This is a genomic window from Azospirillum griseum (assembly GCF_003966125.1).
In the GTDB taxonomy this organism is placed as follows: Bacteria; Pseudomonadota; Alphaproteobacteria; order Azospirillales; family Azospirillaceae; genus Azospirillum; species Azospirillum griseum.
Genome location: NZ_RXMA01000015.1, coordinates 29983 through 55930, shown reverse-complemented (window position 1 = coordinate 55930; position 25948 = coordinate 29983). Strand labels below are relative to the sequence as shown.

Genomic DNA, 25948 nt, shown 5'->3' with positions numbered 1-25948 from the left:
TTACCCGCGCGCCTGACGCAGCACGTCGCCGACGCGGCTGGTCAGCCCGCCCGCCCGCGTGGTGATGGTCTGGCTGAGGTTGCCCAGATCGTCCAAGGTCTTGTTGACGCTGCCCAGCGACTGTTCGGCCCCAACGATGCGCTGTTCGGCGGCCATGGCGTCCTGACGCGAGCGGTCGAGCGCGCGCGACACCTCCGCCGTGAGCATCGCCTGTTCGTCGATGGCCGCCGCCACGGTGCCGTTGATGGTCTGGATCGACCCGATGGTCGAATGGATGCGGCCCAGCGCCTCGTCCACCGCCGCCGTTTCCTTTTGCAGGTTCGACACCTGATCGGCGATCTGCTTGGTGGCGTCGGCGGTCTGGCGCGACAGCGCCTTCACCTCGTTGGCGACCACGGCAAAGCCGCGACCGGCCTCGCCCGCGCGCGCGGCCTCGATGGTGGCGTTCAGCGCCAGCAGGTTGGTTTGGCTGGCGATGGCGTTGATGAGCTTGACCACGCTGGCGATCTGTTCCGCCGCCGCGCGCAGCGAGGTCATCACCGTGGTGGCGCGGTCGCTGTCCACCGCCGCCGCCTGGCTGATTTCGCGCGCCTTGCTGGTGTCGCCGGAAATCTGCATGGAGGTGGAGGACAGCCGGTCGAGCATGCCGACGATGTTGCCGACCGACCCATCGACGGCGCGGGCGGCCCCGGCGGCGTCGGCGGTCTGGCGCAGGCAGTCGCCGCCCGCCTTGCGCACGGCGTTGACCGCGCTTTCCAGCTTGCGCCCGGCCTCGGCCATTTCGCTGGCCAGCCCGCCGACCTCGCGCTCCAGCCGGTCGCTCATCTCGCGCACCACCTTGGCGCGCTGCGAATCGGCCCCGTCGGCGCGCAGCATCGACAGCACCCAATGACGGGCGACACGGGCGTAGCGGCGGGCCTGATCGGCGGGACCGGCCACGCCGAGCGAGCCGACCCGTTCGCCTTCCATATCGATGGCGATGTTGTAGCCTTCGCGCATCGAACCGCCGGATTTGGCGGCCTCGTCCTTGCTCACGGCGCGTTCGTCGATGCGACGCGCCATGATGTCGGCAGCGATCGCGTGGGTGGACCCGATCCGCTCCCGCGCGGTGGAGGCGATGATCTTCCCGCCCTGCCCCATGAAGGACACGACGACGTCCAGTTCGCGGCCGATGTGATCGCAAATGTCCTGAGCGATGGTGGCGCTGATCTCCAAGACTTCCCCCCCTGAATGACCCGCTCCGTGGCCGCTCTTGGCGATGGTCGGATCGGGCGCATTGCTGACCCCAGCCATCGGGCGGTTGCCCCACGGTCTTGGGGCCGTACTATACGCCATCCATGCCGCTTCTGGGTTGAAAGAATGACGCATCCAACCGTTTTGATTCTTCCTGGCCTGGGAAACTCCGGCCCCGATCACTGGCAAAGCTGGCTTCAGGCCCGCATCCCCGGCGCGCGCCGGGTGGAACAGGCCGATTGGGACCAGCCGGTCCCGTCCGAATGGATGGCCCGGTTGGAATCGGCGATCCTGGTCACGCCGGGGCGGGTGATTCTGGTCGCGCACAGCGCGTCCTGCGCGCTGGTGGCCCATTGGGCAGCGTCGGGCACCCGCAGCGGCAGCGTGGACAAGGTGGCCGGTGCCCTGCTGGTCGGCCCGACCGACGTCGAATCGGCGGAGCACACGCCCCCCGCCGTCCATGTCTTCGCCCCCATCCCGACCGATCCGCTGCCCTTCAACACCATCGTCGTCGGCAGCGACAACGACCCCTATTGCAGCACCGAACGGGCCTGCGCCTTCGCCGTGCTGTGGGGGGCCGATTTCCTCAACGCCGGGGCGGTCGGGCACATCAACGTCGCGTCGGGGTTCGGCCCCTGGCCGATGGGCGAAACCCTGGTCAAGGAGCTGATCGCCCAGAGCTGAGACATGGCATGGGGGCGGGTCTTGCCTCCCCGCCCCCATCGGTGCGACACAAGGGGCATGATCGCCACCGCATCCACCCCCGCCCATACCCCCGCCCAACGGATCACCGAAGCCGCCCCGGCCAAGCTGAACCTGTATCTGCACGTCACCGGCAAGCGCGCGGACGGCTTCCACGAGCTGGACAGCCTTGTGGCCTTCACCGAACTGGGCGACACGCTGACGCTGGAGGTGGCGGACGGCGACGCCGATCTGACCCTGTCGATCTGCGGCCCCTTCGCCGCCGCGCTGGCGGGGGAGGATCCCGCCGGCAATCTGGTGACGCGCGCCGCCCGGCGGTTGGCCGACTCCCTGGGCCGACGGGCAAGCGGGCGGATCACCCTGACCAAAAATCTGCCGGTGGCGTCGGGCATCGGTGGCGGGTCCGCCGACGCGGCGGCCTGCCTGCGGGCGCTGGCCCGGCTCTGGGGCCTGCCGCCGGACGCGCCGGTCCTGTTCGAGGTTGCCGCCGGGTTGGGAGCCGACATCCCCGTCTGCGTCGTCGGGGAAAACCGCCATTTCGGCGGTGTCGGCGATCAGCTGGCCCCGGCCCCGGCCCTGCCCGATTGCCCGGTCGTGCTGGTCAACCCCAACGTGCCGGTCCCAACCCCGGCGGTGTTCCGGGCGCGCGGCCCGGCCCCCTTCTCCACCCCCGCCCGCCTGACCCACGCGCCGGGCAGCGTCGCGGCGCTGGCCGAGGCGCTCCGCGCGCGCCGCAACGACCTGACCGCCCCGGCGCTGACCGTCGCCCCGGTGATCGCCACCGTGTTGACCGCGCTGGAGGGCACCCACGGCTGCCTGCTGGCCCGTCTGTCGGGCAGCGGGGCCACCTGCTTCGCCCTGTACCCCACCACGACAGAGGCCGAGGCCGCCGCCGCCGCGATCCGGATGGCGGAGCCGGGATGGTGGGCGCACGCCACCCGTCTGCGCACCGATGGCCCGTGATGGCAACGGCGGACCATCGACGCCCCAGAGGCGCCAGAGGGTGGCCCCACCGACGGACGTCCTCCGGCTCCGTCAGACCCGCAGCAGCGTCTTGATGGCGCGGCGCTCGTCCATGGCGCGATAGCCTTCGGCGACGTCGGCGATGGGCAGTTCCAGGTCGAACACCTTGCCGGGGTTGATCTTGCGGCTCAGCACCAGATCGATCAGATGCGGCAGGAAGCGCCGCACCGGGGCCGGTCCACCCATCAGCCCGGTTTGCGAAAAGAACAGGGTCTGCCCGTCCAACCGCACGCCGTGCGGCACGCCGACATAGCCGACCATCGCGCCGGGCCGGGCGCAGCGGATCGCCTGTTCCATCGAATCCTGCGTGCCGACGCATTCCAGCACCGCGTCGGCCCCGACTCCGGCGGTCAGTTCCCGCACCCGCGCCACACCGTCCGCCCCGCGTTCCGGCACGATGTCGGTCGCGCCAAACTCCAGGGCGAGATCCTGGCGGGTCTTGTGACGGCTCATGATGATGATCCGGTCGGCCCCCATCCGATGGGCGGCCAGCACCCCCATCAATCCAACCGCCCCGTCACCGACCACGGCGACCGTGGCCCCAGGGCGCACGTTGGCGGCGTCGGCGGCGTACCAGCCGGTCCCCAGCACGTCCGAGGTCGCCAGCAGGCTGGGGATCAGGTCGTCCGGCGGCAACTCCGGCGTGGCGACCAGCGTGCCGTCGGCGAGCGGGATGCGGGCGTAGGGGGCCTGCGCGCCGCTCATGAACTCCCGCTGTTCGCAGGAGGATGGGAAGCCGAATCGGCAATGCGGGCAACTGTTGTCCGACAGGCAGAAGGAGCCGACAACGAACTGGCCGGGGCGCACCGTCTTGACCGCGCCGCCCACCTCCACCACCACGCCGCAATATTCGTGGCCCATGGCGGTGGGGGCGCTGGTGGGTTGAAGCCCACGATAGGGCCACAGATCGGACCCGCAGACGCAGGTGGCCGCCAGCCGGATGATGGCGTCGGTGGGCTTCAGGATTTGCGGGTCCTCAACCGGCTCATAACGCACGTCGCCGGGACCATGCAGAACGGTGGCCAACATGGGATTGGTCCTTTGCTTTTTGAAATGTCACATCAGGACAGACGGTCGGCGCGCAGCGGAAATTCACCCCGCGTCATCAGCGGCCTGGGACCGGCGTCCAACCGGCCCAACCGGATCAAGCCGCGCGACCAGCGGTATCCGGCGTAAAAAAAGGCCAAATTCCCCCAGGGCGCGTAGTAGCAGAGATCCCCCGGTGCCTCGTTGTCGAACGGACCACTGCCCTGTTCGGTCAGTTTGCGCGGCAGATAGGCGATCTTCTCGTTGGTGGCGTAGTCGCTGATCGTCAGATCAAGCGGCAGCATCGATGCGAAATCGCGGGCCGACGGCGTGTCGAACAGGGTGGCGGTGAAGGTCTGGCCGCTGAACGCGAAACGAATGGACATGATGGTCTCCGGTGCCAGCGCCTTCGAAGCCACTGGCTTCGAGGCCGGGGCAAGGCCCGGCTGGGTTTGGGCGACGGCGGTTCCGATTGTCAGCCCCGACGCGACGGCCAGGGCCGTGCCGATCAGGCCGCGCCGCGACAGCGGACGGGTGAGGAGCGGACGGGTGAGGAGCGGACGGGTGTGGTGATCGATCATGGCGCACACTCTCCTTGGATCCAGGCGGCTCCTTGTCAGACAAACCCCGCGCGCGACAGCGGCAGGCTGCGGACGTGCTGGCCGGTCAGGCTGGCCAGCGCGTTGGCCACGGCGGGCGGCACGCCGGGCAGGCCGGGTTCGCCGATGCCGCCCATCTTGGCCCCGCTTTCGACGATGCGGACATGCACCCGCGCCATCCGGTCGGGCGGCAGCACGGGATAGGCGTCGAAGTTGCGCGCCTGCGGCACGCCGCCGCTGTACACCACCCCTTCCACCAGGGTGGCCGACAGGCCCAAGGCGGCGGCGGACCGGATCTGCGCCTCGACGATCGCCGGGTTGACGACGCTGCCGGGATCGACCGCCACCCACAGGTGATGCACCCGCAGGGTCCGGCCGCGCAGCGACAGCTCGGCCATCGTCGCCACCTCGCTGCCAAAGGGGGAGGCCATGGCGACGCCACGGGCGCGGCGGCTGCCGTCGGCGTGGGTGTAGGGGCCGCGCCGCCAACCACCCGCCAGATCGGCCACCGCCTCCAGCAGATTTCGGTGGCGTGGGCTGTTCGCAAGCAGCCGATGGCGCAGCTCATACGGGTCCTGCCCGCCCGCGTCGGCCATCTCGTCGAAGAAGGTTTCGTAAAAGAAATCATTCATCGAATGGCCGACCGACCGCCAGAAGCCGATGATGGCCGGATCGTCGATGTGGATTTGCCCGACCCGCCGGTGGGGAATGGCGTAGGGCTTTCCCGCGATGCCTTCCACGGCGGAACTGTCCACCCCGTTTGGCGGGCGGCCGAACCAGCGGCCGGTCGCCCCCTCCCCCACGGCGACGGCGCTGAGGGCGACCGGCAGCCCGTGGGCGTCCAGCCCGGCGCGGAAACGGGCCACGCCCATCGGGCGCAGGGCGTCGCGCAGGAACTCCTCCTCACGACTCCAGATCACCTTGACCGGCCGCCCCACCGCCTTGGACAGGCGGATCGCCTGCGGGAAGGGGTTGGCGGTCTGGTAGAGGAAATGCCGCCCGAAAAAGCCGCCGAGCATCGGGGAATGCAGGATGACCTTGTCCGGCGCGATCCCCGCGACCGACGCGGCGGCGGTCTGGAACATCTCCGGGGCCTGGTTGGGGCACCACAGCTCCAGCGTGCCGTCGGCGTTCCAGCGCGCCAGGGCGGAGGGTGGCTCCAACTGGCCATGGGCCAGATGCGGCGCGTCGTAGGTGGCCTCGACCACGCGGGCGGCCCCGCGCAACCCGGCGGCGACGTCGCCATCGCTTTCATAGGCCACACCGTCGCCGCTGGCGGCCATCAGCCGCGCCCGGTGGCCGTCCGAGGAGAAATCCGCCGGCATGGCGTGGGCGGTTCCCGGCTTGGCCTGCGTCCAGGACACCGACAGGGTTTCCACCGCCCGCCGCGCCCGCCACCAGCTTGACGCCACCACGGCGACCGCGCCCGGCAGCGTGTGGACGGAATGCACACCGGGCATCCGTCGCACCTCCGCCTCGTTCGCCATCGGGCCGGGTTCCATGCCCAGACGCGGGGCGTGCTGGACGGCGGCGTGCAGCATGCCGTCCACCGTCAGGTCGATGGCGTAACGCGCCCGCCCCGTCGCCTTGTCGCGCACGTCGATCCGGGGCACCGGCTTGCCGATCCAACGGAAATCGGCAGGGGCCTTCAGCGGCGGGTCGCGCGGCACCGGCAGCGCGGCGGCGGCGGCGGCGAGGTCGCCATAGGCCAGGGTGCGTCCGCTGGCCGCGTGGACCACCCGCCCCGGTTCCGTCGTCAGCGTGGCGACCGGCACACTCAGCCGCGCCGCCGCCGCCTGCAGCAGCATGACGCGGGCCGAGGCCCCCAGCCTGCGCATCGTCTCATAGCTCATCCGCACCGACATGCTGCCGCCGGTGAAGCGCATGCCGCCGATCAGCAGGTAATCGGGACCGGGTGGAGCGCCTTCCACCTCGAAGCGGGCGGGGTCGCTGTCCAGCTCCTCGCCCACGATCTGGGCCATGGCGGTGAAGATGCCCTGCCCGCCCTCGATGAAGGGGCTGCGGAACCGCACGGTTCCGTCGGGCCGGATGTCCAGAAACGCCCGCACCCGCGTGCCCGGCGTGATCGTTGCCGCCGCGCCCTGGGCGCGGAGCGGGCCGCCGGGCAGCGTGACGCCCAGGACGAACGCGCCGAGCGCGCCGCCCAGAACGCCGCGTCGCGACAGGTTGACGGGACGCCGGACCGGCGTGGCGAGGGCGGGGCTGTGGTGGGCGTTGGTCATGGTGTTGCTCTCCGTCACGCGCCCGCCGCCTTGCGGACGGCGGTGGCGATGGCCTCGTAGGTGCCGCAGCGGCAGAGATTGACCATCGCCGCCGCGATGTCCCCGTCGGTCGGGTTCGGGGTCTGCTTCAGCAGCGCGGTGGCGGTCAGCACCTGCCCCGATTGGCAATAGCCGCATTGCGGCACCTGCTGTTCGACCCAGGCCGCCACCACCTTGCGCCCGACGGGATCCGTCTCGACCGCCTCGATGGTGTGGATGGCGGCGGAGGCGACGCTCTCCACCGGGGTGACACAGGAGCGGACGGCCTGACCATCGACCAGCACCGTGCAGGCCCCGCATTGCGCCGCGCCGCAGCCGTATTTCGTGCCGGTCATGCCCAGCGTGTCGCGCAACACCCACAACAGCGGCGTGTCGGGTTCGACCTCCACACGCTGCGTGACCCCGTTGATGGTCAGATCCATCGCCTCCTCCTGTGCTTGCCGTCAGTGCGTGCCGTCGTTGTCGGTGGGGGCGGTGGTCGATGGGCAGACCCGCGCCGGGTGTTCACCAGCGCGCAGGGTAACGGCGGCGCACGGAACCGATTAGTGGGGGCAATTCTCTTGCGTTTATCGATCCCGCCCATAAATCATGACCGACGCCGCAGCGGGGGACCGATGGCCAAAGAGGATTTCAACAATCTGTTGTGGTTTCTCGCCGTGGCGGAGGAGCGCAGCTTCACCCGCGCCGCCGCCAAGCTGGGCGTGTCGCAATCGACCCTGAGCCACACGATCAAACGGCTGGAAGACCGGATGGGCATCCGGCTGTTGACGCGCACCACCCGCAACGTGGCGACGACCGAAGCGGGCGAGCGCTTGCGTCAGTCGCTGGCCCCCCGCATCGCCGAGATCGAAACCGACATCGCCGCCCTGATGGCCTTCCGCGACAAGCCCGCCGGAACCATCCGCCTGACCCTGTCCGACCACGCGCTGCACAGCGTGGTGTGGCCGAAGCTGAATTCGGTCCTGCTGGATTACCCCGACATCAAGCTGGAACTGAGCATCGACAACGGCCTGCGCAACATTGTGGAGGATGGGTTCGACGCCGGAATCCGGCTGGGCGAGACTGTGGAAAAGGACATGATCGCGCTGCGGATCGGTCCCGACTGGCGGCAGGTTGCGGTGGCCTCCCCCGCCTATTTCGCCAACCGCCCGGTTCCCGAACACCCGCAGGACCTGTTGGCGCACACATGCATCAACATGCGGCAAGCCACCGCCGGCGGCCTGTACGCCTGGGAGTTCGGCAAGGGCGATCAGGAACTGCGCGTGCGGGTGAATGGGCAACTCACCTTCGGCAGTTCCTTTCCGATGATCGACGCGGCGCTGCGCGGCTATGGCATCGCCCTGGTCCCGGAGGATCTGGCGTTGCCGCACATCCGCAGCGGGGCGTTGCGTCAGGTGTTGGATGACTGGTGCCAGCCCTTTCCCGGCTATTGCATCTATTACCCCAGCCGCCGCCAGACGTTGCCCGCCTTCAAGCTCATCATCGACAGCTTGCGGCAGGCGGCGGCACCCTCCTGATGGGACTGCCCAACCGTCGTTCCCCATTCATTGCGCATGCCGCTGCGTCATTGCGCCTGGATCAGGCGCGCGGCCTCCTGCAAGCGGTGGCGCAGCCATTTCAGGCCGGGATCCTGCGAGCGGTATTTGTGCCACTGCACCGTCTGCACCAGCGTGGGAATCTCCATCGGCGTGGGAAGCAGGCGGATCGGCAGGGCGCGGGCGGCCTGCCGGGCGATGCGCGAATGCACCGTCGCGACGCAATCGGTCCCGACCACCAGCGGGCACAGGGTGAGAAAGCTGGGGGTGATCGCCGCGATCCGCCGCTCCACCCCATGGCGCTTGATGAACCAGCCTTCGTAGGACACGCGGGCCGTGGTGAATTCGGTGATGATGTGCAGGGCCGCCAGATACTGGTCAACGCTCAAGGTGTCGCCGAACGCCGCGCTGTCGCGCCAGACCACGCACGTGAAATCATCCTCGTACAGCGGTTCGAACGGATGGCCGGGCGGGATGAACGCCTCCGGCATGATGAGCAGATCGGCGTCGCCGCTGGTCAGCATCGCTTCGGGCGAGCCGGTCTGCGGCAGGAAGCGGAAGGCGATGTGTTCGGCCTCCCGGTGCACCAGCGAGAGCAGGGCGGGAATCAGCACCGTCGTGGTGTATTCCGACACCAGCAGCGTGAAGGTTCGTTTGGACTCCGCCGGGACGAAATCCGGCTGCACGGCGATGGCGGTGTCGATCCGCAACAGGATGTCGCGCACGGATTCCACCAGGCTTTCGGCCTGCGGCGTCAATTCCATCTTGCGCCCGACCTGCACCAGCAGATCGTCGTTGAAATAGTCACGCAGGCGGGCCAGCGCGTTGCTCATCGCCGATTGCGACAGGTTCAGACCGTCGGCGGCCCGGCTGACGTTCCGCTCCCGCAACAGGGCGTCGAGCGCGACGAGAAGATTCAAATCCAGACGTTTGAACCGCATGACGTTCCTGAACCGCGACACCGTTGGGGGACACGGATTGCTGGGGTTGTCCATCCTCGTTTGAGATGGGTACCCCCATAAGGTATTCACTGTATCAATATGTCAAATGGAAAATAATCATTCGTCTAAGCAATTTTTTGCCTCTATGGTTTTTGAAACAACAATCGAACCCGCAAGTTGCTCCCGGTCTTCCATCCCGGCAACGCAGCGGCGTCTCAATCAAAATCCATAGGGAAGAGACAAACCATGACAATCCATCAAACATCACCACACCAGACACTCTGAAGAAACCGGACATTCCCAGAACATCCTTGCGGTTTTCCTGCGGATTCTGGGGGGCTGATGGTTCCAGCGGCGTTGTGTTTCCCATCGCGCGGTCGTGATTGATCCGTCGCGCGCGGCCGCTGCCTGGACACAATCATTCAATGGGGGGTCTCGTGAAGACTGTTGCAAAGCGGCGCGCGCGACGGGCGCGCCGGTCCATCGTCTGCGCCCTGGCGTTGTGCGCGGGGAGCGTTCTGGCCCTGCCGGCCGCGCAGGCTTTTGAAATCGACAGCGGCAACCCCGAGGTCAAAATCCGCTGGGACACGACGGCCAAATACAGCGCCGCCGCCCGCGTCAAGGACGCGTCGTCCACGCTGAAGGGATCGCCGAATTTTGACGACGGCGACCGCAATTTCGATCGCGGGTTGATTTCCAACCGCGTCGATCTGCTGTCGGAACTGGACGTGGTGTATCGCGGCTTCGGTGTGCGCGTCAGCGGGGCGGGCTGGTACGACACCGTCTACAACCGCTCCAACGACAACGATTCCCCCCGGACCGCGAACCAGCGGTCGGTGTCGTCGACCAGCTTCACCAAGGACACGCAGCGCCTGCACGGCCGCAACGCCGAATTGCTGGACGCCTTCGCCTTCGGCAAGGTCAACATCGAGGACACGACCGCCTCCTTCCGCGTCGGGCGCTACGCCCTGCAATGGGGTGAAAGCCTGTTCTTCGGGTCGAACGGCGTGGCCGCCGCCATGGCCCCCATTGACATCGTCAAGGCGCAGTCGGTGCCGAACACCCAGTTCAAGGAGCTGATCCGCCCGGTCGAACAGATGTCCGGCCAATGGCAGATCTCGCCGGATCTGTCGATCGGGGCCTATTATCAGTTCCGGTGGGAGGAAAACCGCTTCGCCGGGTCCGGCAGCTATTTTTCCGCGTCGGACAATTTCGGCGCGGGCGCGGAGCGGATGAATTTCGGTCCCTTCTGGGCCACCCGCGCCGCCGACATCCGCGCCAAGAACTCCGGCCAGGGCGGCGTCCAGGCGCGTTTCCAGATCGGCGAGACCGATTTTGGCCTGTACGCCATGCAGTATCACGACAAGTCGCCGCAACCCTATTTCCGGGGCTTGATGACCGGGACCAGCGTGCCCAGCCAATTCCTGTGGGTTTATCCGGAAAACATCCGCACGGTCGGGGCCAGCTTCAGCCACACCATCGGCATTTTCAACATCGCGGGCGAAGCCTCGATGCGGACCAACATGCCGTTGGCCAGCAACGCCCAACTCGATCTGTTCGGCATCGTGCCCAGCCGGTTCGGCGGGCCGACGGCGGCGGGCGACAATGACGGCAACCCGCTCTACGCCGTGGGCCGCACCGCCCACGCGCAAGTGTCGTGGCTGGCCAGCCTGCCGCCGAGCTTTGTCGCGGAGGAGGCCTCGTTCCTGGGCGAATTCGCCTGCAACCGCGTGCTGAAGGTGACGAAGAACGCCGCCGCGCTGAACCCCAACGCCAACCGCGACGCCTGCAACCTGCGCATGGTCTATGAACCGTCCTACCGGCAGGCGCTGCCCGGCTTGGATCTGTCGGTGCCGGTCGGTTTCGGTTTTGGCATGGGCAATTCCGCCGCCCTGGGCACGGCGGTCAACGGCAACCGCGTCGGCGACCTCAGCATCGGCCTGAAGGGTGTCTATGAGAACACCTGGCAGATGGGCCTCAGCTACACCCACTATTTCGGCCCGGAAGGCACCTTCGTCGACTCGCAGAACCACGTCTCCTTCAAGCAATCGCTGAAGGACCGCGATTTCGTCGCCCTGACGGTCAGCCGGACTTTTTAAGGAACCCCCAGAATGCAGACGCGTTATCCCCTGTGCGCCGCCATGGTCGCGGCGCTCTGCCTGGCTGGTCCGGCCGTCGCGCAGGTGTCGGCCGACGCGGCGGCCAAGCTGAAAACCAGCCTGACCCCGTTCGGCGCGGAAAAGGCGGGCAACAAGGACGGGACCATCCCCGCCTGGACCGGCGGCCACACCACCCCGATCGCGGGCGACGTTCCCGGCGGGCGGCGCGGCGACCCGTTCAAGGACGAAAAGCCGCTGTTCTCGATCAGCCAGAAGAACGTCGGCCAGTACGCCGACAAGCTGACCGACGGGGCCAAGGCCATGCTGGCCAAATACCCCGACAGCTTTCGGATCGACGTCTACAAGACCCACCGCACCGCTGCGGCACCGCAATGGGTCTATGACAACACCGCCAAGAACGCCACCCGCGCCCGCCTGAACGGCGATCTGGTCGAAGGGGCTTACGGCGGCGTGCCCTTCCCCATCCCGTCCTCGGGCGCGGAGGTGATGTGGAATCACATCCTGCGGTGGCGCGGCACCGCCGCCCAGTGGCAGGTCACGCAATACCAGTTGACCAGCGCCGGCAACGCCGTGCTGACCACGGTCGGGGCCGCCGACCAGCAGATGCCCTATTACCTGCCCGACGGTTCGCCGGAGGAGTTCGCCAAGCGCGGCGAATATTGGATGGTCCGGCTGGTCAACAACGGCCCGCCGATCCGCGCGGGCGAGGCCATCGTCGGGCGCGAGCAGATCGACGGATCCAAATCGCAAAGCTGGGTCTATCTGACCGGCCAGCGCCGCGTGCGCAAGCTGCCCAACCCGTGCTGCGACACCCCAGCCCCGGCGACGGCGGGGGTGATGACCTTCGACGAACTCGAAACCTTCACCGGGCGTCTCGACCGCTTCGATTGGAAGCTGTTGGGCAAGCAGGAGATGTACATCCCCTACAACGGCAACCGCCTGCTTCAGCCGCAAAAGGACGAGGCGGTGTTGGGCGCGCACCATCTCAACCCCGACCATGTGCGGTGGGAGCTGCACCGGGTGTGGGTGGTGGAGGCGACGCTGCGGGCCGGTGCCCGTCACCAGGCGACGCGCAGCCGCTATTACTGCGACGAGGACACCTGGGCCTGCGTGCTGGCCGACCGCTGGGACGCGAACGGCCAGTTGTGGCGCACCTTGTGGACGCAAACCTTCGTCGCCCCCGATCTGCCGGGCACCGTCACCGCCGCGTTCGGGATGAACGATCTGCTGGGCGGGTCGGCCTATGTCGCCAACCTCTACAACGCCCAACCGGTCCATTACGCCGTGAAGCCGCCCTTCCCGGATCGGGTGTTCACGCCGGACGCCATGGCGGGCGAAGGCGTGCGCTGACCCGGTCCAGCGGCCGGGCGGCCCCCAACCCCCGGCCGCGCCCACCGAAATGACCTTTCCCGAGGATCCCATGTTTCGATACTTCCCCACCAACTATGGCTGGGACCTGTCCATCAACCTCGCCTTGGAAATGGGCGCCCGCATCGGCGAGATCGCGGAGATGTGCGGGCCGTTGCAGGAGGCCGCCAAGCAGCCCGACGCCACCGGAACCCAGGCGTTCCGCGATGTCTGGGAAACCATGGCGGACAAGCTCTGCGGGTTGGCGGCGGAGGACGAGCAGCAGGGCCGCTTGCTGTCGGCTGGCGAGAAATACAGCCGCGCGGCCACCTACCTGATCACCTGCGAACGGTTGCAGGCCCATGGCACGCCGGGGCGGGTGGCGCTGTACCGCCGTCACCTGGATCTGTTTCAGAAGGGGGTGGCGCTGTCGGGGGAAAACTGCGAGCGCGTCGAGATCCCCTATGGCGACACCCATCTGTCGGCCCTGTATGTGCGCGCACCGGGTGGTCCTGGTCCGGCCCCGCTGCTGGTCCAGGTGAACGGGCTGGATTCGACCAAGGAGATGAAATACCGGGTCGGGCTGCCCGCCTGGCTGGCCAAGCGCGGCGTCTCCTCCCTCATCGTTGACCAGCCGGGCACGGGCGAGGCGCTGCGCCTTCAGGGGTTGACCGCGCGGTACGACAGCGAGCATTGGGCCAGCCGCGTCGTCGATTGGCTGGAAACCCGGTCCGAGGTCGATCCCACCCGCATCGGTCTGGAAGGGGTGTCGCTGGGCGGCTATTACTGCCCGCGCGCCGTCGCCTTCGAGCCGCGCTTTGCCTGCGGCGTGGTGTGGGGGGCCAACCATGATTGGCGCGACGTGCAAAAGCGCCGTCTGGAGCGCGAGGGCAATTTCCCGGTTCCCCATTATTGGGCGCATGTCCAATGGGTGTGGGGGGCGACGGACCTCGACGATTTCATGCGCATCGCCGAAAACGTCCATCTCGACGGCGTGCTCGACCGGATCACGGTTCCGTTCCTGGTGACGCACGGCGAAAAGGATTCGCAAATCCCGCTGAAATGGGCGCACCGCACCTACGAGCAGTTGGTGAACAGCCCCAAGCGCGAGCTGAAGATCTTCACCGACCGCGAAGGCGGTGTTCAGCATTCCAGTTTCGACAACAGCATCAACGCTGGCCATTACATCGCCGATTGGGTTGCCGAAACACTCGGCGGTCGCACGGCACTTTGACGGCAGGGGACACCCGATGAACATTGTGGGACTTGACGCGCTGGTCTTCGGCGTCGACGACGTGGCCGATTGCGCGCGCTACCTGATCGATTACGGCCTGACGCCGGTCGACACCGGCCCGGACGGCGGGCGGTTCGAGGGGCTGGACGGAACCGCCATCCTGCTGGCCCGCCGGGACGATCCGTCCCTGCCGCCGCCGCTGCCGACCGCCAGCACCCTGCGCAAAACCATCTACGGCGTCGCCGAAGCCGCCACGCTCGACGCCATCGCGGCGGAGCTGGGCCGCGACCGCGCGGTGCGCTGGCTGGCCGACGGGTCGCTGGAATCGGTGGACGATCTGGGCTTCGCGTTGGGGTTCCGCGTCAGCACGCCCCGCCCGCTGACCTTCGCGGCGGAGGCCGCCAACGCGCCGGGCGTGTCGGCGCAACGCCCGGTCAACGCGCTGGGCGTGGACACGAACGCCCCGCCGCCCAAGCCGCGCTCCCTCTCGCACGTCGTCTATTTCGTGCCCGACGTGGCGAAGGCGGAGGCGTTCTACGCCGACCGTCTGGGCTTCGTCACCACCGACCGTTTCACCAAGGTCGGCCCCTTCATGCGCCCGGCGGGGTGCCGCGACCACCACACGCTGTTCATGATCCAGACCCCGCCCTTCCTTCAGGGGTGCGAGCATTTCACCTTCCACATGGGCGGCCCGACCGAGGTTCTGGCGGCGGGGCGGCGCATGGTGGAGCTGGGCTATCAATCCTTCTGGGGGCCGGGCCGCCACATCTTCGGGTCGAACTGGTTCTGGTATTTCAACAGCCCGTTCGGCTGCCACGTCGAATACGACGCCGACATGGACCACCACGACGCCGATTGGGTGGCGCGCGAGGCGGAGGCCAACGCCGACAGCTCGCAAGTCTTCCTGTTCCAGGCCCGCGAGCTGTGGTTCCCCAGCGGCCCGCCCCCGGCCAAGACGGCGTGAGGCCGACGATGGACGGCGCGCCGCAGGCCCTGCATCCGGTACCGCTGTGCCGGGTGGACGAGCTGCCGCCCAACGGCGCGCGTGGGTTCGATCCGCTCGGACAGGGGCGCGACGCCCTGTTCGTCGTGCGGCGCGGCGACACGCTGCGGGCCTACCGCAACCGGTGCCCGCATTGGCCGGGCGCGCCGATGGCGTGGCGCAAGGATGGCTATCTCAGCCCCGACGGCGGCCACATCGTCTGTTACGCCCACGGCGCGCGGTTTGACATCGACACCGGCGACTGCGTTCATGGACCCTGTCCGGGCCAGTCGCTGCAATCCCTCCCTCTCATCCGTCGCGCGGACGGCCTGCTGCTGGTTCCGCGCGACGCCCTGGATTTAAGGACAGCATCATGACGTCGGTCGTTCAGAAGGCGCTTGTCATCGGTGGCGGGTTTTCCGGCATGGCGGCGGCCATCGAACTGCGCAAGCGGGGCGTGGCGGTCGATCTGGTCGAGATCGATGCGGGCTGGCGCTCCTACGGCGCTGGCATCAGCATCGGCGGGGCCACCCTGCGCGCCTTCCGCCAGCTTGGCGTTCTCGACCGCTTCCTGGAGGAAGGGGCCGCCAGCGACGGGGTGGACGCCTGCACCCCCGACGGCACCCATCTGGCCACCCTGCCCACCCCGCGCGTGGCCGGTCCCGAGGTTCCGGGCGGTGGTGGCATCATGCGCCCGGCCCTGGCCCGCATCCTGGCCGACGCCACCCGCGCGTCGGGGACCTCGGTGCGGCTGGGCTGCAGCTTCGCGGCGATCGACCAGGACGCCGACGGCGTGACGGTCGCCTTCACCGATGGAACGACGGGCCGCTACGATCTGGTGATCGGGGCCGACGGCCTGTATTCCAAGGTCCGCACAACGGTGTTCCCCGACGCCCCGGCCCCCGCCTACAGCGGGCAAGGGGTGTGGCGCGCCGTGCTGCCGCGCCCGGCGGAGGTCGAGCGCTGCATCATGTGGATCGGCCCGCAGATCAAGGTTGGCGTCAACCCGGTGTCGCGCGAAGAGATGTATCTGTTCATCACCGAAAACCGCGCCGAGAACAGCTTCATCGAGCCGAACCGCTTCCTGACGCTGCTCGATGGCCTGCTGGCCCCGTTTCCGGCCCCGCTGGTGCAGTGGATGCGCGGCCAACTGACGGCGGATTCCCACATCGTCTACCGCCCGTTGGAAGGCCTGCTGGTCCCGCAGCCCTGGCACAAGGGCCGGGTGGTGCTGATCGGCGACGCCGTGCACGCCACCACGCCGCACCTCGCCTCCGGGGCCTGCATCGGCATCGAGGACGCCCTGGTGCTGGCCGAGGAGGTGGCGCGCGCCGACGCCCTCGCCGCCGGGCTGGAGGCGTTCCAGGCCCGCCGTTGGGAGCGCTGCCGCATGGTCGTCGAAAATTCCCGCCGCCTGGGCGAGATCGAGATCGCCGGGGGCGACAAGGCCGAACACGCCGCCATCATGCGCGCGTCGATGATGGCGCTGGCGCAGCCGATCTGACCCGAGCCGCGCCGATCCCCGCCCGATCCCCTCCGGTCTGATCCCTCCACGGGTCTGATCCGGCGGGGTCCAACCCAGCGGACCTTCCCTGATGACGACGACCCGTTCGTCCGCCGCCAACCCCTTGACGGGATGGCGGGTGGACCCTGACGCCCTGAGTTACGTCGGTGTCGGCCTGCGCCGCCCGGAATGCATCCTCGCCGAACCCGACGGGTCGCTGTGGACGGCGGACGCGCGCGGCGTCGTCCATCTGCGGCCCGACGGGACCCAGCGCCTGATCGAAGGCCGCCCGGCCACCGCCGACGCCCGCACGGGCACGGCGGACTCGCTGATCCTGGGCGGCTCCCTGCCGAACGGGCTGGCCTTTGACCGCAACGGCGATCTGCTGATCGCCAATTTCGGCACCGACCTGATCGAACGGATGACGCGCGACGGCGCGCTGTCCACCCTGTGCGACCGCATCGACGGCCAGCCGCTGGGCAAGACCAACTTCGTGCTGACCGACCGGCGTGGCCGGATCTGGTTCACCGTGACGACCCGGCAAGTTCCCTGGACCCGCTCGATCAACGAGCGCACGGCGGACGGCTACATCGGCCTGATCGACGAGCGGGGCGCGCGCATCGTCGCCGACGGTTTTTGCGGAACCAACGAAATCCATTTCGACGCCGCAGAGGAATGGCTCTACGTCGCCGAAACCAACGCCCGCCGCATCTCGCGCCTGCGCGTCGGGGCCGACGGCGCGCTGACCGACCGCGAGGTGTACGGCCCCAGCGATCTGGGCGGCTTCCCGGATGGCTTCGCGCTCGACGCCGTCGGCAACCTGTGGATCACCCTGATCCTGACCGAACGGCTGATCGCCCTGACCCCGACGGGCGAGGTTCTGACCCTGCTCGACGATGGCAAGCCGGACGCGCTGGCCGCCTATGAGGCCGCCTACGCGCAAGGCACGGTCACGCCCGCCCTGCTGGGGGCCTGTGCCGGAACCATCGCCCCGCTGATGGCCAGCGTCACCTTTGCCGGGCCGGATCTGCGCACCGTCTGCCTGGGCAGTCTGGGCGGCGACCGCCTGCCGGTCTTCCGGTCCCCCGTTCCCGGCCTGCCGCCCACCCATTGGCCCACCCGCGCGCCCTAGGAGTTCCCGTTCATGCTGCTCACCGCAAAACGCCGGCTGGTCGATCTGTCGATCTATCTGGAAAACGACGTGCTGTCGGACCCGCCGCCGCTGGCCCCGAAAATCACCTATCAGCAGCACGCCGACACGGTGCCGGAGTTTCTCCACATGCTGCCCGGCATCAAAGCCGGGGACCTTCCCGAAGGCGAGGCCGCCGCTGCGGAATGGGTGACGCTGACCACCCACAACGGCACCCATCTGGACGCACCCTGGCATTTCCATTCGACCATGGACGCCAAGCTGGGCGAGCGGAAAAAGTCGATCACCATCGACGAGGTGCCGCTGGATTGGTGTTTCCAACCCGGCGTGAAGCTGGATTTCCGGCATTTCCCCGACGGCTACGTCGCCACCGCCGCCGATGTGGAACAGGAGCTGGACCGCATCGGCCACAGCCTGCAACCGCTTGACATCGTGCTGGTCAACACCCGCGCCGGGTCCCGCTATGGGCACAACGACTATGTCCGAACCGGCTGCGGCATGGGGTACGAGGCGACGATGTTCCTGCTGGAACGCGGCGTCCGCCTGACCGGAACCGACGCCTGGAGCTGGGACGCCCCCTTCTCCTACACCGCCGAGAAGATCGCGGAGACCGGCGACACCAGTTTGATCTGGGAAGGGCACAAGGCCGGGCGCGACATCGGCTATTGCCACCTGGAAAAGCTGCACAACCTCGAAGCGCTGCCGGGCGACGGCTTTCTGGTCAGCTGCTTCCCCCACAAGATTCGCGGCGCGTCCGCCGGATGGACCCGCGCCGTCGCGATTTTCGAAGAGGTCTGATCCCATGAAGCTCGCCACCCTGAAAAACGGCGCGCCCGATGGCCGTCTGGTCGTCGTGTCGCGCGATCTCAGCCGCGCCGTGGACGCGGCGGCCATCGCGCCGACGCTGCGCGCCGCGCTTGACCGTTGGGAACGCTGCGAAGGCGATCTGCGCGCCCTGGCCCAGCGGCTGGAGGAGGGAACCGCCCCCGGGGCCTTCCCCTTCGATCCGGCGCAGGCGATGGCCCCCTTGCCGCGCACCGGCCAGTTCGTGGACGCGTCGGCCTTCCTCAACCATGGCAACATCATGGAGCGGGCCTACAACCTGACGGTCAAGAAGCAGGAGGGCGTTCCGATCCTGATCCAGCGCCAGAGCGACGATTTTCGCGGCCCCTGCGACGATTACCCGATGCTGGACGAGGAGGAGCAGGGCGATTTCGAAGGGGAGTTCGCGGTTATCGTCGGCGATCTGCCGATGGGCAGTTCCCCGGCGGCGGCGGAACGGGCCATCCGGCTCGTCACGCTGTTCAACGACATGAGCATGCGCCGCCACCTGTTCGCCGAATTGCAGCTTGGCTTCGGCTTCATCAAGGCCAAACCGGCCACGGTCTTCGCGCCGGTGGCGGTGACGCCGGACGAATTGGGCGACGCCTGGGTCGATGGCCGCATCGCGCTGGATCTGCGCATCCACCGCAACGGCGACTGGTTCGGCAACCCCAACGGCCGCGAGATGGATTGGAGCTTTGGCGAGCTTCTGGCCCACCTCGCCCACAACCGCGATCTGCGCAGCGGCGCGATCCTGGGGTCGGGAACCGTGTCCAACCGCGACGCCGCGACGGTGGGATCGGCCTGTCTGGCCGAACGGCGGGCGTTGGAGGTCATCGCCACGGGCGCCGCAACCACCCCGCCGCTGCGCTTCGGCGACCGGCTGCGGTTCGAGGTGTTGGACGCGGCGGGCCGTTCGCTGTTCGGGGCCATCGACCACGCCATCGCCCCGGCGGCCATCCCGTCGGCCGACCCCGCCTGACGGTCCCCGCGCAAGTCCCCGCGACGTGACGTCCGATGCCTCAAACCATGGTGAAATGATGCGACGGTGCAATGGAGCGGCGAGGATCGCCCTGGCGGGTGCGCTCGCCCTGGGTGGCTTCGCCTTCGCGGGCGCGGCGGGTGCGGCACCGGTGGCCGAACCGCTGGACCGCCCCGCCACGCTGGTCCGCCAACCCGAACGCGCCGCCTTCCAGGCGCTCGCCGCTGCGGGCGGGCGTCTGGTTGCGGTGGGCGAACGCGGCGTGATCGCCCTGTCCGACGACAAGGGCGCGAGCTGGCGTCAGGCCAAGGTTCCGGTCAGCGTCACCCTGACCGCCGTGGCCTTCCCCACCCCGACGCTGGGCTGGGCGGTCGGGCATTACGGCGTCGTGCTGCACAGCCGCGACGGCGGCGAAAGCTGGGTCAAACAGCTCGACGGCGTGGCGGCGGCCCGCATCATCGCCGACAGCCTTCCGAAAGACGGTCCCTCCCACCGCATCGGACAACTGGTCGAGGAGGGGCCGGACAAGCCCTTCCTCGACCTTTTCTTCCCGACGGCGGACACCGGCTTCATCGTCGGGGCCTTCGGCCTGGCGCTGCGCACCGACGACGGCGGCAAAAGCTGGTCGTCCCTGACGCTCGCCCTGCCCAACCCGGACGGGCTGCACCTGTACGCCATCCGCGCCGGACGCGGTAACGCCGGAGACCAGACGCTCTACATCGCCGGGGAACAGGGGCTGTTGCTGCGGTCGGACGATGGCGGGCACGGCTTCACCCGGCTGTCCACACCCTATCGCGGCAGTTGGTTCACGGCGGCGGTGGATGCGTCCGGTGCCCTGGTGCTGGGCGGGCTGCGCGGCAACGCCTTCCGCTCCACCGACCGGGGGGAAAGCTGGCAGCCGATCGAGCTGCCCGCCCCGGTGTCGGTGACGGCGGCGACCAGCGGCTCCGGTCGCCTGCTGCTGGCCAACCAGGCCGGGCAGATCCTGATGGCGCGGGACGGCGCGACCCCCGTGGCCCCGCTGCCCACCCCGCCGCTGCCGACGCCGACGGGTCTGCTGGACAGCGGCGACGGCGGGCTGGTCGTCGCCACCCTGCGCGGTCTGTGGCGCGTGCCCCAGCCCAACCGCTGAGTCTGGCCGCTGAGGCCAGTCGCTGAGATCGGCGCACCCGCCCCCCTGAACCTTTCGACAGTCTGGAACCATCATGGCCGTTTCCCCCACCGTCGACCCAGCCGAACCGCAGGACCTTGCGGCCTTCGATCCGCAATCCGGGTCCCGCGTCGAACGGGTCCTGTTCAACAACCGCCTGATCGTCGTGTGCCTGTGCCTGGTGATGACGCTGGTCCTGGGGTGGCAGGCGTCCGCCTTGCGCTTGAACGCCAGCTTTGAAAAGACGATCCCCCGCCAGCACCCCTTCATCGCCGCCTACATGGAGCACCAGCAGGATTTGCGGGGCCTGGGCAACGCCGTGCGCATCGTGGTGTCCAACGGCGGGCGGTCGATCTACGAGGCGGCCTATCTCGACACGCTGCGCCAGATCAACGACGCCGTGTTCCTGACCCCCGGCGTGGACCGCAGCTTCATGAAATCGCTGTGGACGCCCAACACCCGCTGGATCGGGGTGACGGAAGACGGCATGGATGGCGGGCCGGTCATCCCCGACGGCTATGACGGCTCTGCCGCCAGCCTGGGGCAGTTGCGGGTCAACGTGGCGCGGTCGGGCGAGATCGGCCAGATCGTGGCGCTGGACGGCACGTCGAGCGCCCTTTATGTGCCGCTGTTGAGCGCGCTGCCCGACGGCACGCCCTTTGACTACGCCGCCTTTTCCCAAAAGCTGGAGGAGATCCGCCAGCGTTTCGAGCGGCCGGGGCTGACGCTGCACGTCACCGGCTTCGCCAAGATCGTCGGCGACCTGATCGACGGCCTGCGCGAGGTGCTGCTGTTCCTGGCCGTCGCCATCGTCATCACCACCGTCTGCGTGCTGTGGTTCACCCGCTGCGTCCGCTCCACCGCGCTGGTGGTGGTCAGCTCGATGACGGCGGTGGTGTGGCAGCTTGGCTTGTTGCCGACGCTGGGCATGGCGCTGGATCCCTATTCGATCCTGGTCCCCTTCCTGGTCTTCGCCATCGGCATGAGCCACGGCGCGCAGAAGATGAACGGCATCATGCAGGACATCGGGCGCGGCGTGCACAAATACGTCGCCGCCCGCCTGACCTTCCGCCGCCTGTTCCTGGCCGGTCTGACCGCGCTGCTGGCCGACGCGGTCGGCTTCGCCGTGCTGCTGGTGATCGACATCCAGGTGATCCGCGAACTGGCCATCGCCGCCAGCCTGGGCGTGGCGGTGCTGATCTTCACCAACCTCATCCTGCTGCCGATCCTGCTGTCCTACACCGGGGTCAGCGCGGCGGCGGCGGCGCGCAGCCTGAAGACCGACAACGCCCGCCAGACCACCGGCGTCAAGCATCCGGTCTGGGCCTTCCTCGACCGTTTCACCCGGCGTGAAGGCGCGATGGTGGCGGTGCTGGGCGGGGTGGCGCTGGCCGCCGTCGGGCTGTGGGGGGCCGAAGGGTTGAAGATCGGCGATCTCGACCCCGGCGCGCCGGAGCTGCGCCCGGACTCCCGCTACAACCGCGACGTCGCCTACATCAACGCCCATTACGGGGCCAGCAGCGACGTGTTCGCGGTGATGGTGGAAACCAAGGGGGACGGAAGCTGCGCCGGTTACGAGGCGCTGCGCCGCCTGGACGCCCTGGAATGGGAGCTGCGGCAGTTGGAGGGGGTGGAGACCACCAACTCCCTGGCGCAGTTGAACCGCGACGTGCTGTCGGGCCTGAACGAGGCCAACCCGAAATGGGGGGAGCTGATCAAGAATCAGGCGATGCTGAATTTCGTGACGGCGGGCGCGCCGCGCGGCCTGTACAACGAGGCCTGCACCCTGCTGACCCTGTTCGTCTATCTCAAGGACCACAAGGCCGACACGCTGGACCGCGTCGTCGCCCGCGTCGAACGCTTCGCCGCCGACAACGACACGCCCGACATCCGTTTCCGTCTGGCCGCAGGCAGCGCCGGGATCGAGGCCGCGACCAACATCGTCGTCAAGCAGGCGTGGCGGCAGATGCTCTACCTCGTCTATGGCGCGGTGATGCTGCTGAGCTTCGTCACCTTCCGCTCGTGGCGGGCGGTGCTGGTGGCGGTGCTGCCGCTGATGCTGACCTCCGTCCTGGCCGAAGCGCTGATGGTGTGGCTGGGCATGGGGGTGAAGGTCGCCACGCTGCCGGTGATCGCGCTGGGGGTGGGCATCGGCGTCGATTACGCGCTGTACATCCTGTCGGTGACGCTGGCGATGATGCGGGCCGGAATGGGGCTGTCCGAAGCCTATTACCGGGCGCTGATCTTCACCGGCAAGGTGGTGATCCTGACCGGCGTCACCCTGGCCGCCGCCGTCGCCACTTGGGCCTTTTCCGACATCAAATTCCAGGCCGACATGGGGATCCTGCTGGCCTTCATGTTCCTGTGGAACATGGTCGGCGCGCTCGTCCTGCTGCCCGCCCTGGCCTATCTGCTGCTGCCCGGCGGGGCATCCCCCGCGACCGAAACGTCAGCCGCCACCGGCAAAGGCACGGCCAACAACAGCATGGCCGATAAAGACACCACCGCCAACAGCATGGCCAACGGGTGGACCGCATGAAACACATCCTTGTCACCGGAGCCAACGGCTTCGTCGGCCAAGCGCTGACCCGTCGGCTGTTGGCCGATGGCGCGTGCGAACGCCTGACCCTGGTGGATCTGACGCTCGACGACGCGCCGCAGGATCCACGCGTGCGCCGGGTGGTCGGGTCCATCGCCGACGACGGCGTTCTCGCCGCCGCGCTGGAGCCGGACTGCGACGGCGTGTTCCATCTGGCCAGCCTGCCCGGCGGGGCGGCGGAACGTCAGCCCGCCTTGGGGTTGGACGTCAATCTGCGGGCGACGCTGACGTTGCTGGAATTGCTGCGGCGGCGCGCCGCCAAACACCCCGTCGAAAACCCTGGCCAACCAGCGGCGCGGCTGGTCTTCACCAGCACCATCGCCGTCTATGGCTCCCCCCTGCCCGACCGGGTGGACGACGCCACGCCGACGCGCCCCACCCTGAGCTATGGCGCGCAGAAGCTGGCCGCCGAAATCCTGTTGAACGATTACGGGCGGCGCGGGTGGGTCGATGGCTGCGCCTTGCGCCTGCCCGGCATCGTCGCCCGCCCCCCGGCCCCGAACGGCCTGCTGTCGGCCTTCATGAGCGAGATTTTCTGGGCGCTGGCGGCGGGGCGGCCCTTTGTCTGCCCGGTGTCGGCGCAGGCGGTCGCCTGGTGGATGTCGGTCGAAACCTGCGTGGACAACCTGCTGCACGCCGCCGGGCTGCCGTCCGCCACGCTGGCGGAGCGGCGCGTCTTCACCCTGCCGGTGCTGCGCCTGACCATCGCCGATCTGGTGGACGGGTTGGCCGCGCGGTTCGGCGAGGACCGCCGCCGCCTTGTCACCCACGCGCCCGATCCGGCGCTGGAGGCCGGGTTCGGGGCCTTTCCGCCCCTCGACGCCACGGCGGCGGCGGCGGTCGGCTTCCGCCATGACGGGGACGTCGGCGCGTTGATCCGCCGCGCCCTGGCCCCGTGACCCCGCAGGCTTGGAACAGGGAGGACCGCAGCATGCGCGCTCTGCTTTCCGGTGGTCGGCGGTTGGCCGATGCAACGATGGTGGCGGTGGCGGCGACCGTCCGCCGTCTGGCCGCGCCATGGAACCATCTGCCGATTGTCGTGAAGATCGTGGTTCCGCTGGTGGTGATGATGGGGGTGTCGCTGGCGATGTCGTGGTACGGCATCGCGCAAAGCGGCCTCATCAAGGACGATTACCAGCGGGTGGTCGATCTGTCGGAACGCGGCAAGGCGGCGTATGTCGCCTCCGGGGCCGTGCGGTCGATCAGCGGGCTGGTGCGCGAGATGGTCGCCGAGGAGGACCCCGACAATCTCGCGTTCCTCAGCCGCGATCTGGACGCGCTGAAGGCGACCGTCACCACCAGCGCCGACAGCCTGAAACGCATCCTGCCCCAGCGCGACCAGGACATCGACTCCGGCATCAGCCAATTCACCAACCTGATGGCGATCGTGGAGGAGGTGCGGCGGGAGGTGATGGCGGGCCGCCGCAGCGCCGCCGCCGACCTGCTCAACAGCGGGCGTCTCGACCTCAGCGTCGCCATCTCCCAGTTCGAAGGCTTGAGCGCCGACGTGCACAAGGCCATTGAGGCCGCCGATCAGGCCGCCCAGGCCCGCTACGACGACACGGTGCGCGTGACCGTCGTCAGTGGCTCTGCCGGGGCGCTGCTGACGCTGGCGGTGGCCCTGCTGCTGGCGCTGCATTCGGTGTCGCGGCCGTTGGAACGCACGGTGCGGGCGATGACGCGGCTGGCCGATGGCGCGCTGGACATCCCCATCCATGGGGTGGAGCGCCGGGACGAGATCGGCGCCACCGCCCGCGCCGTGCTGGTGTTCCAACGGGCAATGCGGGACGCCGAACGGCTGCGCGACGAACAGGAGCGTTTGCAGGCCCAGGCCGAAACCGACAAGCGCCGGACGCTGGAGCGGCTGGCCGACGGCCTGAAGGCCGAAGTGGCCGAGGTGGTCCAGTCCGTCGGCGCGGCGGCCACCCGGATGCGCCAGACGGCGGACGAGCTGGCGGCGGTGGCGGGCAACGCGAACCGCTGCTCGACCTCCGCCGCCGGCAGCGCCGGGCAGGCGGCCAAAAGCGTGGATGTGGTGGCCGAGGTGGCCGAACAGCTTTCGGCCAGCATCCGCGACATCGGCGAACGGGTGGTGGCCTCCGAACGGATCGCCGAACACGCCGTGGCCGGGGCGCGCCGCAGCGAAGCGGCGATGGACGAGCTGTTGACGGCGGCGGAACGGGTTGGCGAGGTGGTCCGCCTGATCGACGCCATCGCCGGGCGCACCAACCTGCTGGCGCTGAACGCCACCATCGAGGCCGCCCGCGCGGGCGACGCCGGGCGCGGTTTCGCCATCGTCGCGCAGGAGGTGAAGGCGCTGGCGCGCCAGACCTCCGACGCGATCCTGGGGGTGGAACGGCAGATCGACGACATCCGTGCCGCTGCCGCCAAGGCCGCCGACGCCATTCACGGCGTCGGCAGCGTCATCACCCGCATGTCGGAAATCTCCGGCGCGATCAGCGCGGCGGTGACGGAGCAAAGCCAGGCCACCCAGGACATCGCCCAGAGCGCCAGCCGGGCGGCCAGCGGTGCCGACGACGTCCGCGTCATCATCGACGAGGTGATGCAGGGGGCCAGCGACACCGGAACCATCGCCGACCGCGTGCTGGCGGCGGCGGACGGGCTGGTCGGGGAATCGACCCGGCTGGGCGTGGCGGTCGACTCCTTCGTCGTCAAGGTCCGCTCCGCCCATTGAACGCGCCCCAATTGAGCGCCCC

22 protein-coding genes are annotated in these 25948 nt (G+C 68.8%); 16 read left to right on the top strand and 6 right to left on the bottom strand.

All coding sequences use genetic code 11. The features are described from left to right. Entirely contained in the window at positions 1-1215 is a 1215-nt protein-coding gene (locus tag EJ903_RS15905) for a methyl-accepting chemotaxis protein (protein WP_126617183.1), read from the bottom strand. 144 nt (positions 1216-1359) lie between these two features. On the opposite strand from EJ903_RS15905, the gene EJ903_RS15900 reads away from it, so the two are divergent. Both EJ903_RS15900 and EJ903_RS15895 read left to right on the top strand, forming a co-directional pair. Then, positions 1360-1917 (top strand): RBBP9/YdeN family alpha/beta hydrolase, encoded by a 558-nt coding sequence (locus EJ903_RS15900; protein WP_126617181.1) that lies wholly within the window; start codon positions 1360-1362, stop codon positions 1915-1917. A gap of 57 nt (positions 1918-1974) precedes the next feature. Further along, positions 1975-2898: a 4-(cytidine 5'-diphospho)-2-C-methyl-D-erythritol kinase gene (locus tag EJ903_RS15895; RefSeq protein ID WP_126617179.1), complete on the top strand. Its 924-nt coding sequence runs from the start codon at positions 1975-1977 to the stop codon at positions 2896-2898. A 72-nt stretch (positions 2899-2970) separates the two neighbouring features. Here the strand turns inward: EJ903_RS15895 and EJ903_RS15890 are convergent, their stop codons facing one another. The 4 genes from EJ903_RS15890 to EJ903_RS15875 are packed head-to-tail and all read right to left on the bottom strand — an operon-like array spanning position 2971 to position 7287. Beyond that, positions 2971-3987 carry a zinc-dependent alcohol dehydrogenase family protein gene (locus tag EJ903_RS15890; RefSeq protein ID WP_126617177.1) on the bottom strand — a complete coding sequence of 339 codons (1017 nt, stop codon included), beginning with the start codon at positions 3985-3987 and terminating at the stop codon, positions 2971-2973. A gap of 32 nt (positions 3988-4019) precedes the next feature. Next, entirely contained in the window at positions 4020-4565 is a 546-nt protein-coding gene (locus tag EJ903_RS27680) for a cyclophilin-like fold protein (protein WP_246015630.1), read from the bottom strand. Between the two features lie 35 nt (positions 4566-4600). Beyond that, positions 4601-6826: a xanthine dehydrogenase family protein molybdopterin-binding subunit gene (locus tag EJ903_RS15880; RefSeq protein ID WP_126617175.1), complete on the bottom strand. Its 2226-nt coding sequence runs from the start codon at positions 6824-6826 to the stop codon at positions 4601-4603. 14 nt (positions 6827-6840) lie between these two features. Then, positions 6841-7287, bottom strand: a complete 447-nt coding sequence (locus tag EJ903_RS15875; protein WP_126617173.1) for a (2Fe-2S)-binding protein — start codon at positions 7285-7287, stop codon at positions 6841-6843. Between the two features lie 192 nt (positions 7288-7479). Between EJ903_RS15875 and EJ903_RS15870 the strand changes: the two genes are divergently transcribed. Beyond that, positions 7480-8382 carry a LysR family transcriptional regulator gene (locus tag EJ903_RS15870; RefSeq protein WP_126617171.1) on the top strand — a complete coding sequence of 301 codons (903 nt, stop codon included), beginning with the start codon at positions 7480-7482 and terminating at the stop codon, positions 8380-8382. Positions 8383-8429: 47 nt separating this feature from the next. Here EJ903_RS15870 and EJ903_RS15865 read toward each other — a convergent pair whose 3' ends face one another. Beyond that, on the bottom strand, positions 8430-9341 hold the full coding sequence (locus EJ903_RS15865; protein WP_126617169.1) for a LysR family transcriptional regulator: 912 nt from the start codon (positions 9339-9341) through the stop codon (positions 8430-8432). A 437-nt stretch (positions 9342-9778) separates the two neighbouring features. Here EJ903_RS15865 and EJ903_RS15860 point away from each other — a divergent pair, with 437 nt between their 5' ends. The 13 genes from EJ903_RS15860 (at position 9779) to EJ903_RS15800 (ending at position 25926) form a co-directional block, all read left to right on the top strand. Continuing rightward, positions 9779-11440 carry a DUF1302 domain-containing protein gene (locus tag EJ903_RS15860; protein WP_210211459.1) on the top strand — a complete coding sequence of 554 codons (1662 nt, stop codon included), beginning with the start codon at positions 9779-9781 and terminating at the stop codon, positions 11438-11440. Between the two features lie 12 nt (positions 11441-11452). Then, positions 11453-12811: a DUF1329 domain-containing protein gene (locus tag EJ903_RS15855; RefSeq protein WP_126617164.1), complete on the top strand. Its 1359-nt coding sequence runs from the start codon at positions 11453-11455 to the stop codon at positions 12809-12811. 70 nt (positions 12812-12881) lie between these two features. Then, positions 12882-14042 carry an alpha/beta hydrolase family protein gene (locus tag EJ903_RS15850; RefSeq protein WP_126617162.1) on the top strand — a complete coding sequence of 387 codons (1161 nt, stop codon included), beginning with the start codon at positions 12882-12884 and terminating at the stop codon, positions 14040-14042. A gap of 16 nt (positions 14043-14058) precedes the next feature. Next, entirely contained in the window at positions 14059-15006 is a 948-nt protein-coding gene (locus EJ903_RS15845; protein ID WP_126617160.1) for a VOC family protein, read from the top strand. A gap of 8 nt (positions 15007-15014) precedes the next feature. Then, positions 15015-15401, top strand: a complete 387-nt coding sequence (locus EJ903_RS15840) for a Rieske (2Fe-2S) protein (protein WP_126617158.1) — start codon at positions 15015-15017, stop codon at positions 15399-15401. Beyond that, positions 15398-16528, top strand: a complete 1131-nt coding sequence (locus tag EJ903_RS15835; RefSeq protein WP_126617156.1) for an FAD-dependent oxidoreductase — start codon at positions 15398-15400, stop codon at positions 16526-16528. The genes EJ903_RS15840 and EJ903_RS15835 overlap by 4 nt, the downstream gene beginning before the upstream one ends. Before the next feature lie 91 nt (positions 16529-16619). Next, positions 16620-17660, top strand: coding sequence for an SMP-30/gluconolactonase/LRE family protein (locus EJ903_RS15830; RefSeq protein ID WP_126617154.1), 1041 nt, complete (start codon positions 16620-16622; stop codon positions 17658-17660). 12 nt (positions 17661-17672) lie between these two features. After that, the gene (locus EJ903_RS15825) at positions 17673-18476 is read left to right on the top strand and encodes a cyclase family protein (protein WP_126617152.1); all 804 of its coding nucleotides are present in this window, start codon (positions 17673-17675) and stop codon (positions 18474-18476) included. Positions 18477-18480: 4 nt separating this feature from the next. Next, a complete protein-coding gene (locus tag EJ903_RS15820) occupies positions 18481-19482 on the top strand; it encodes a fumarylacetoacetate hydrolase family protein (RefSeq protein WP_126617150.1) in 1002 nt (333 codons plus the stop codon). 55 nt (positions 19483-19537) lie between these two features. Continuing rightward, a complete protein-coding gene (locus EJ903_RS15815; protein WP_126617148.1) occupies positions 19538-20614 on the top strand; it encodes a WD40/YVTN/BNR-like repeat-containing protein in 1077 nt (358 codons plus the stop codon). Between the two features lie 73 nt (positions 20615-20687). After that, positions 20688-23171 carry an efflux RND transporter permease subunit gene (locus EJ903_RS15810; protein ID WP_246015628.1) on the top strand — a complete coding sequence of 828 codons (2484 nt, stop codon included), beginning with the start codon at positions 20688-20690 and terminating at the stop codon, positions 23169-23171. Further along, complete coding sequence (locus EJ903_RS15805; RefSeq protein ID WP_126617146.1) at positions 23168-24130, top strand: NAD-dependent epimerase/dehydratase family protein; 963 nt, start codon at positions 23168-23170, stop codon at positions 24128-24130. Before EJ903_RS15810 ends, EJ903_RS15805 begins: the two co-directional genes overlap by 4 nt. 32 nt (positions 24131-24162) lie before the next feature. Then, positions 24163-25926 (top strand): methyl-accepting chemotaxis protein, encoded by a 1764-nt coding sequence (locus EJ903_RS15800; protein ID WP_246015626.1) that lies wholly within the window; start codon positions 24163-24165, stop codon positions 25924-25926. Positions 25927-25948: the final 22 nt, after the last annotated feature.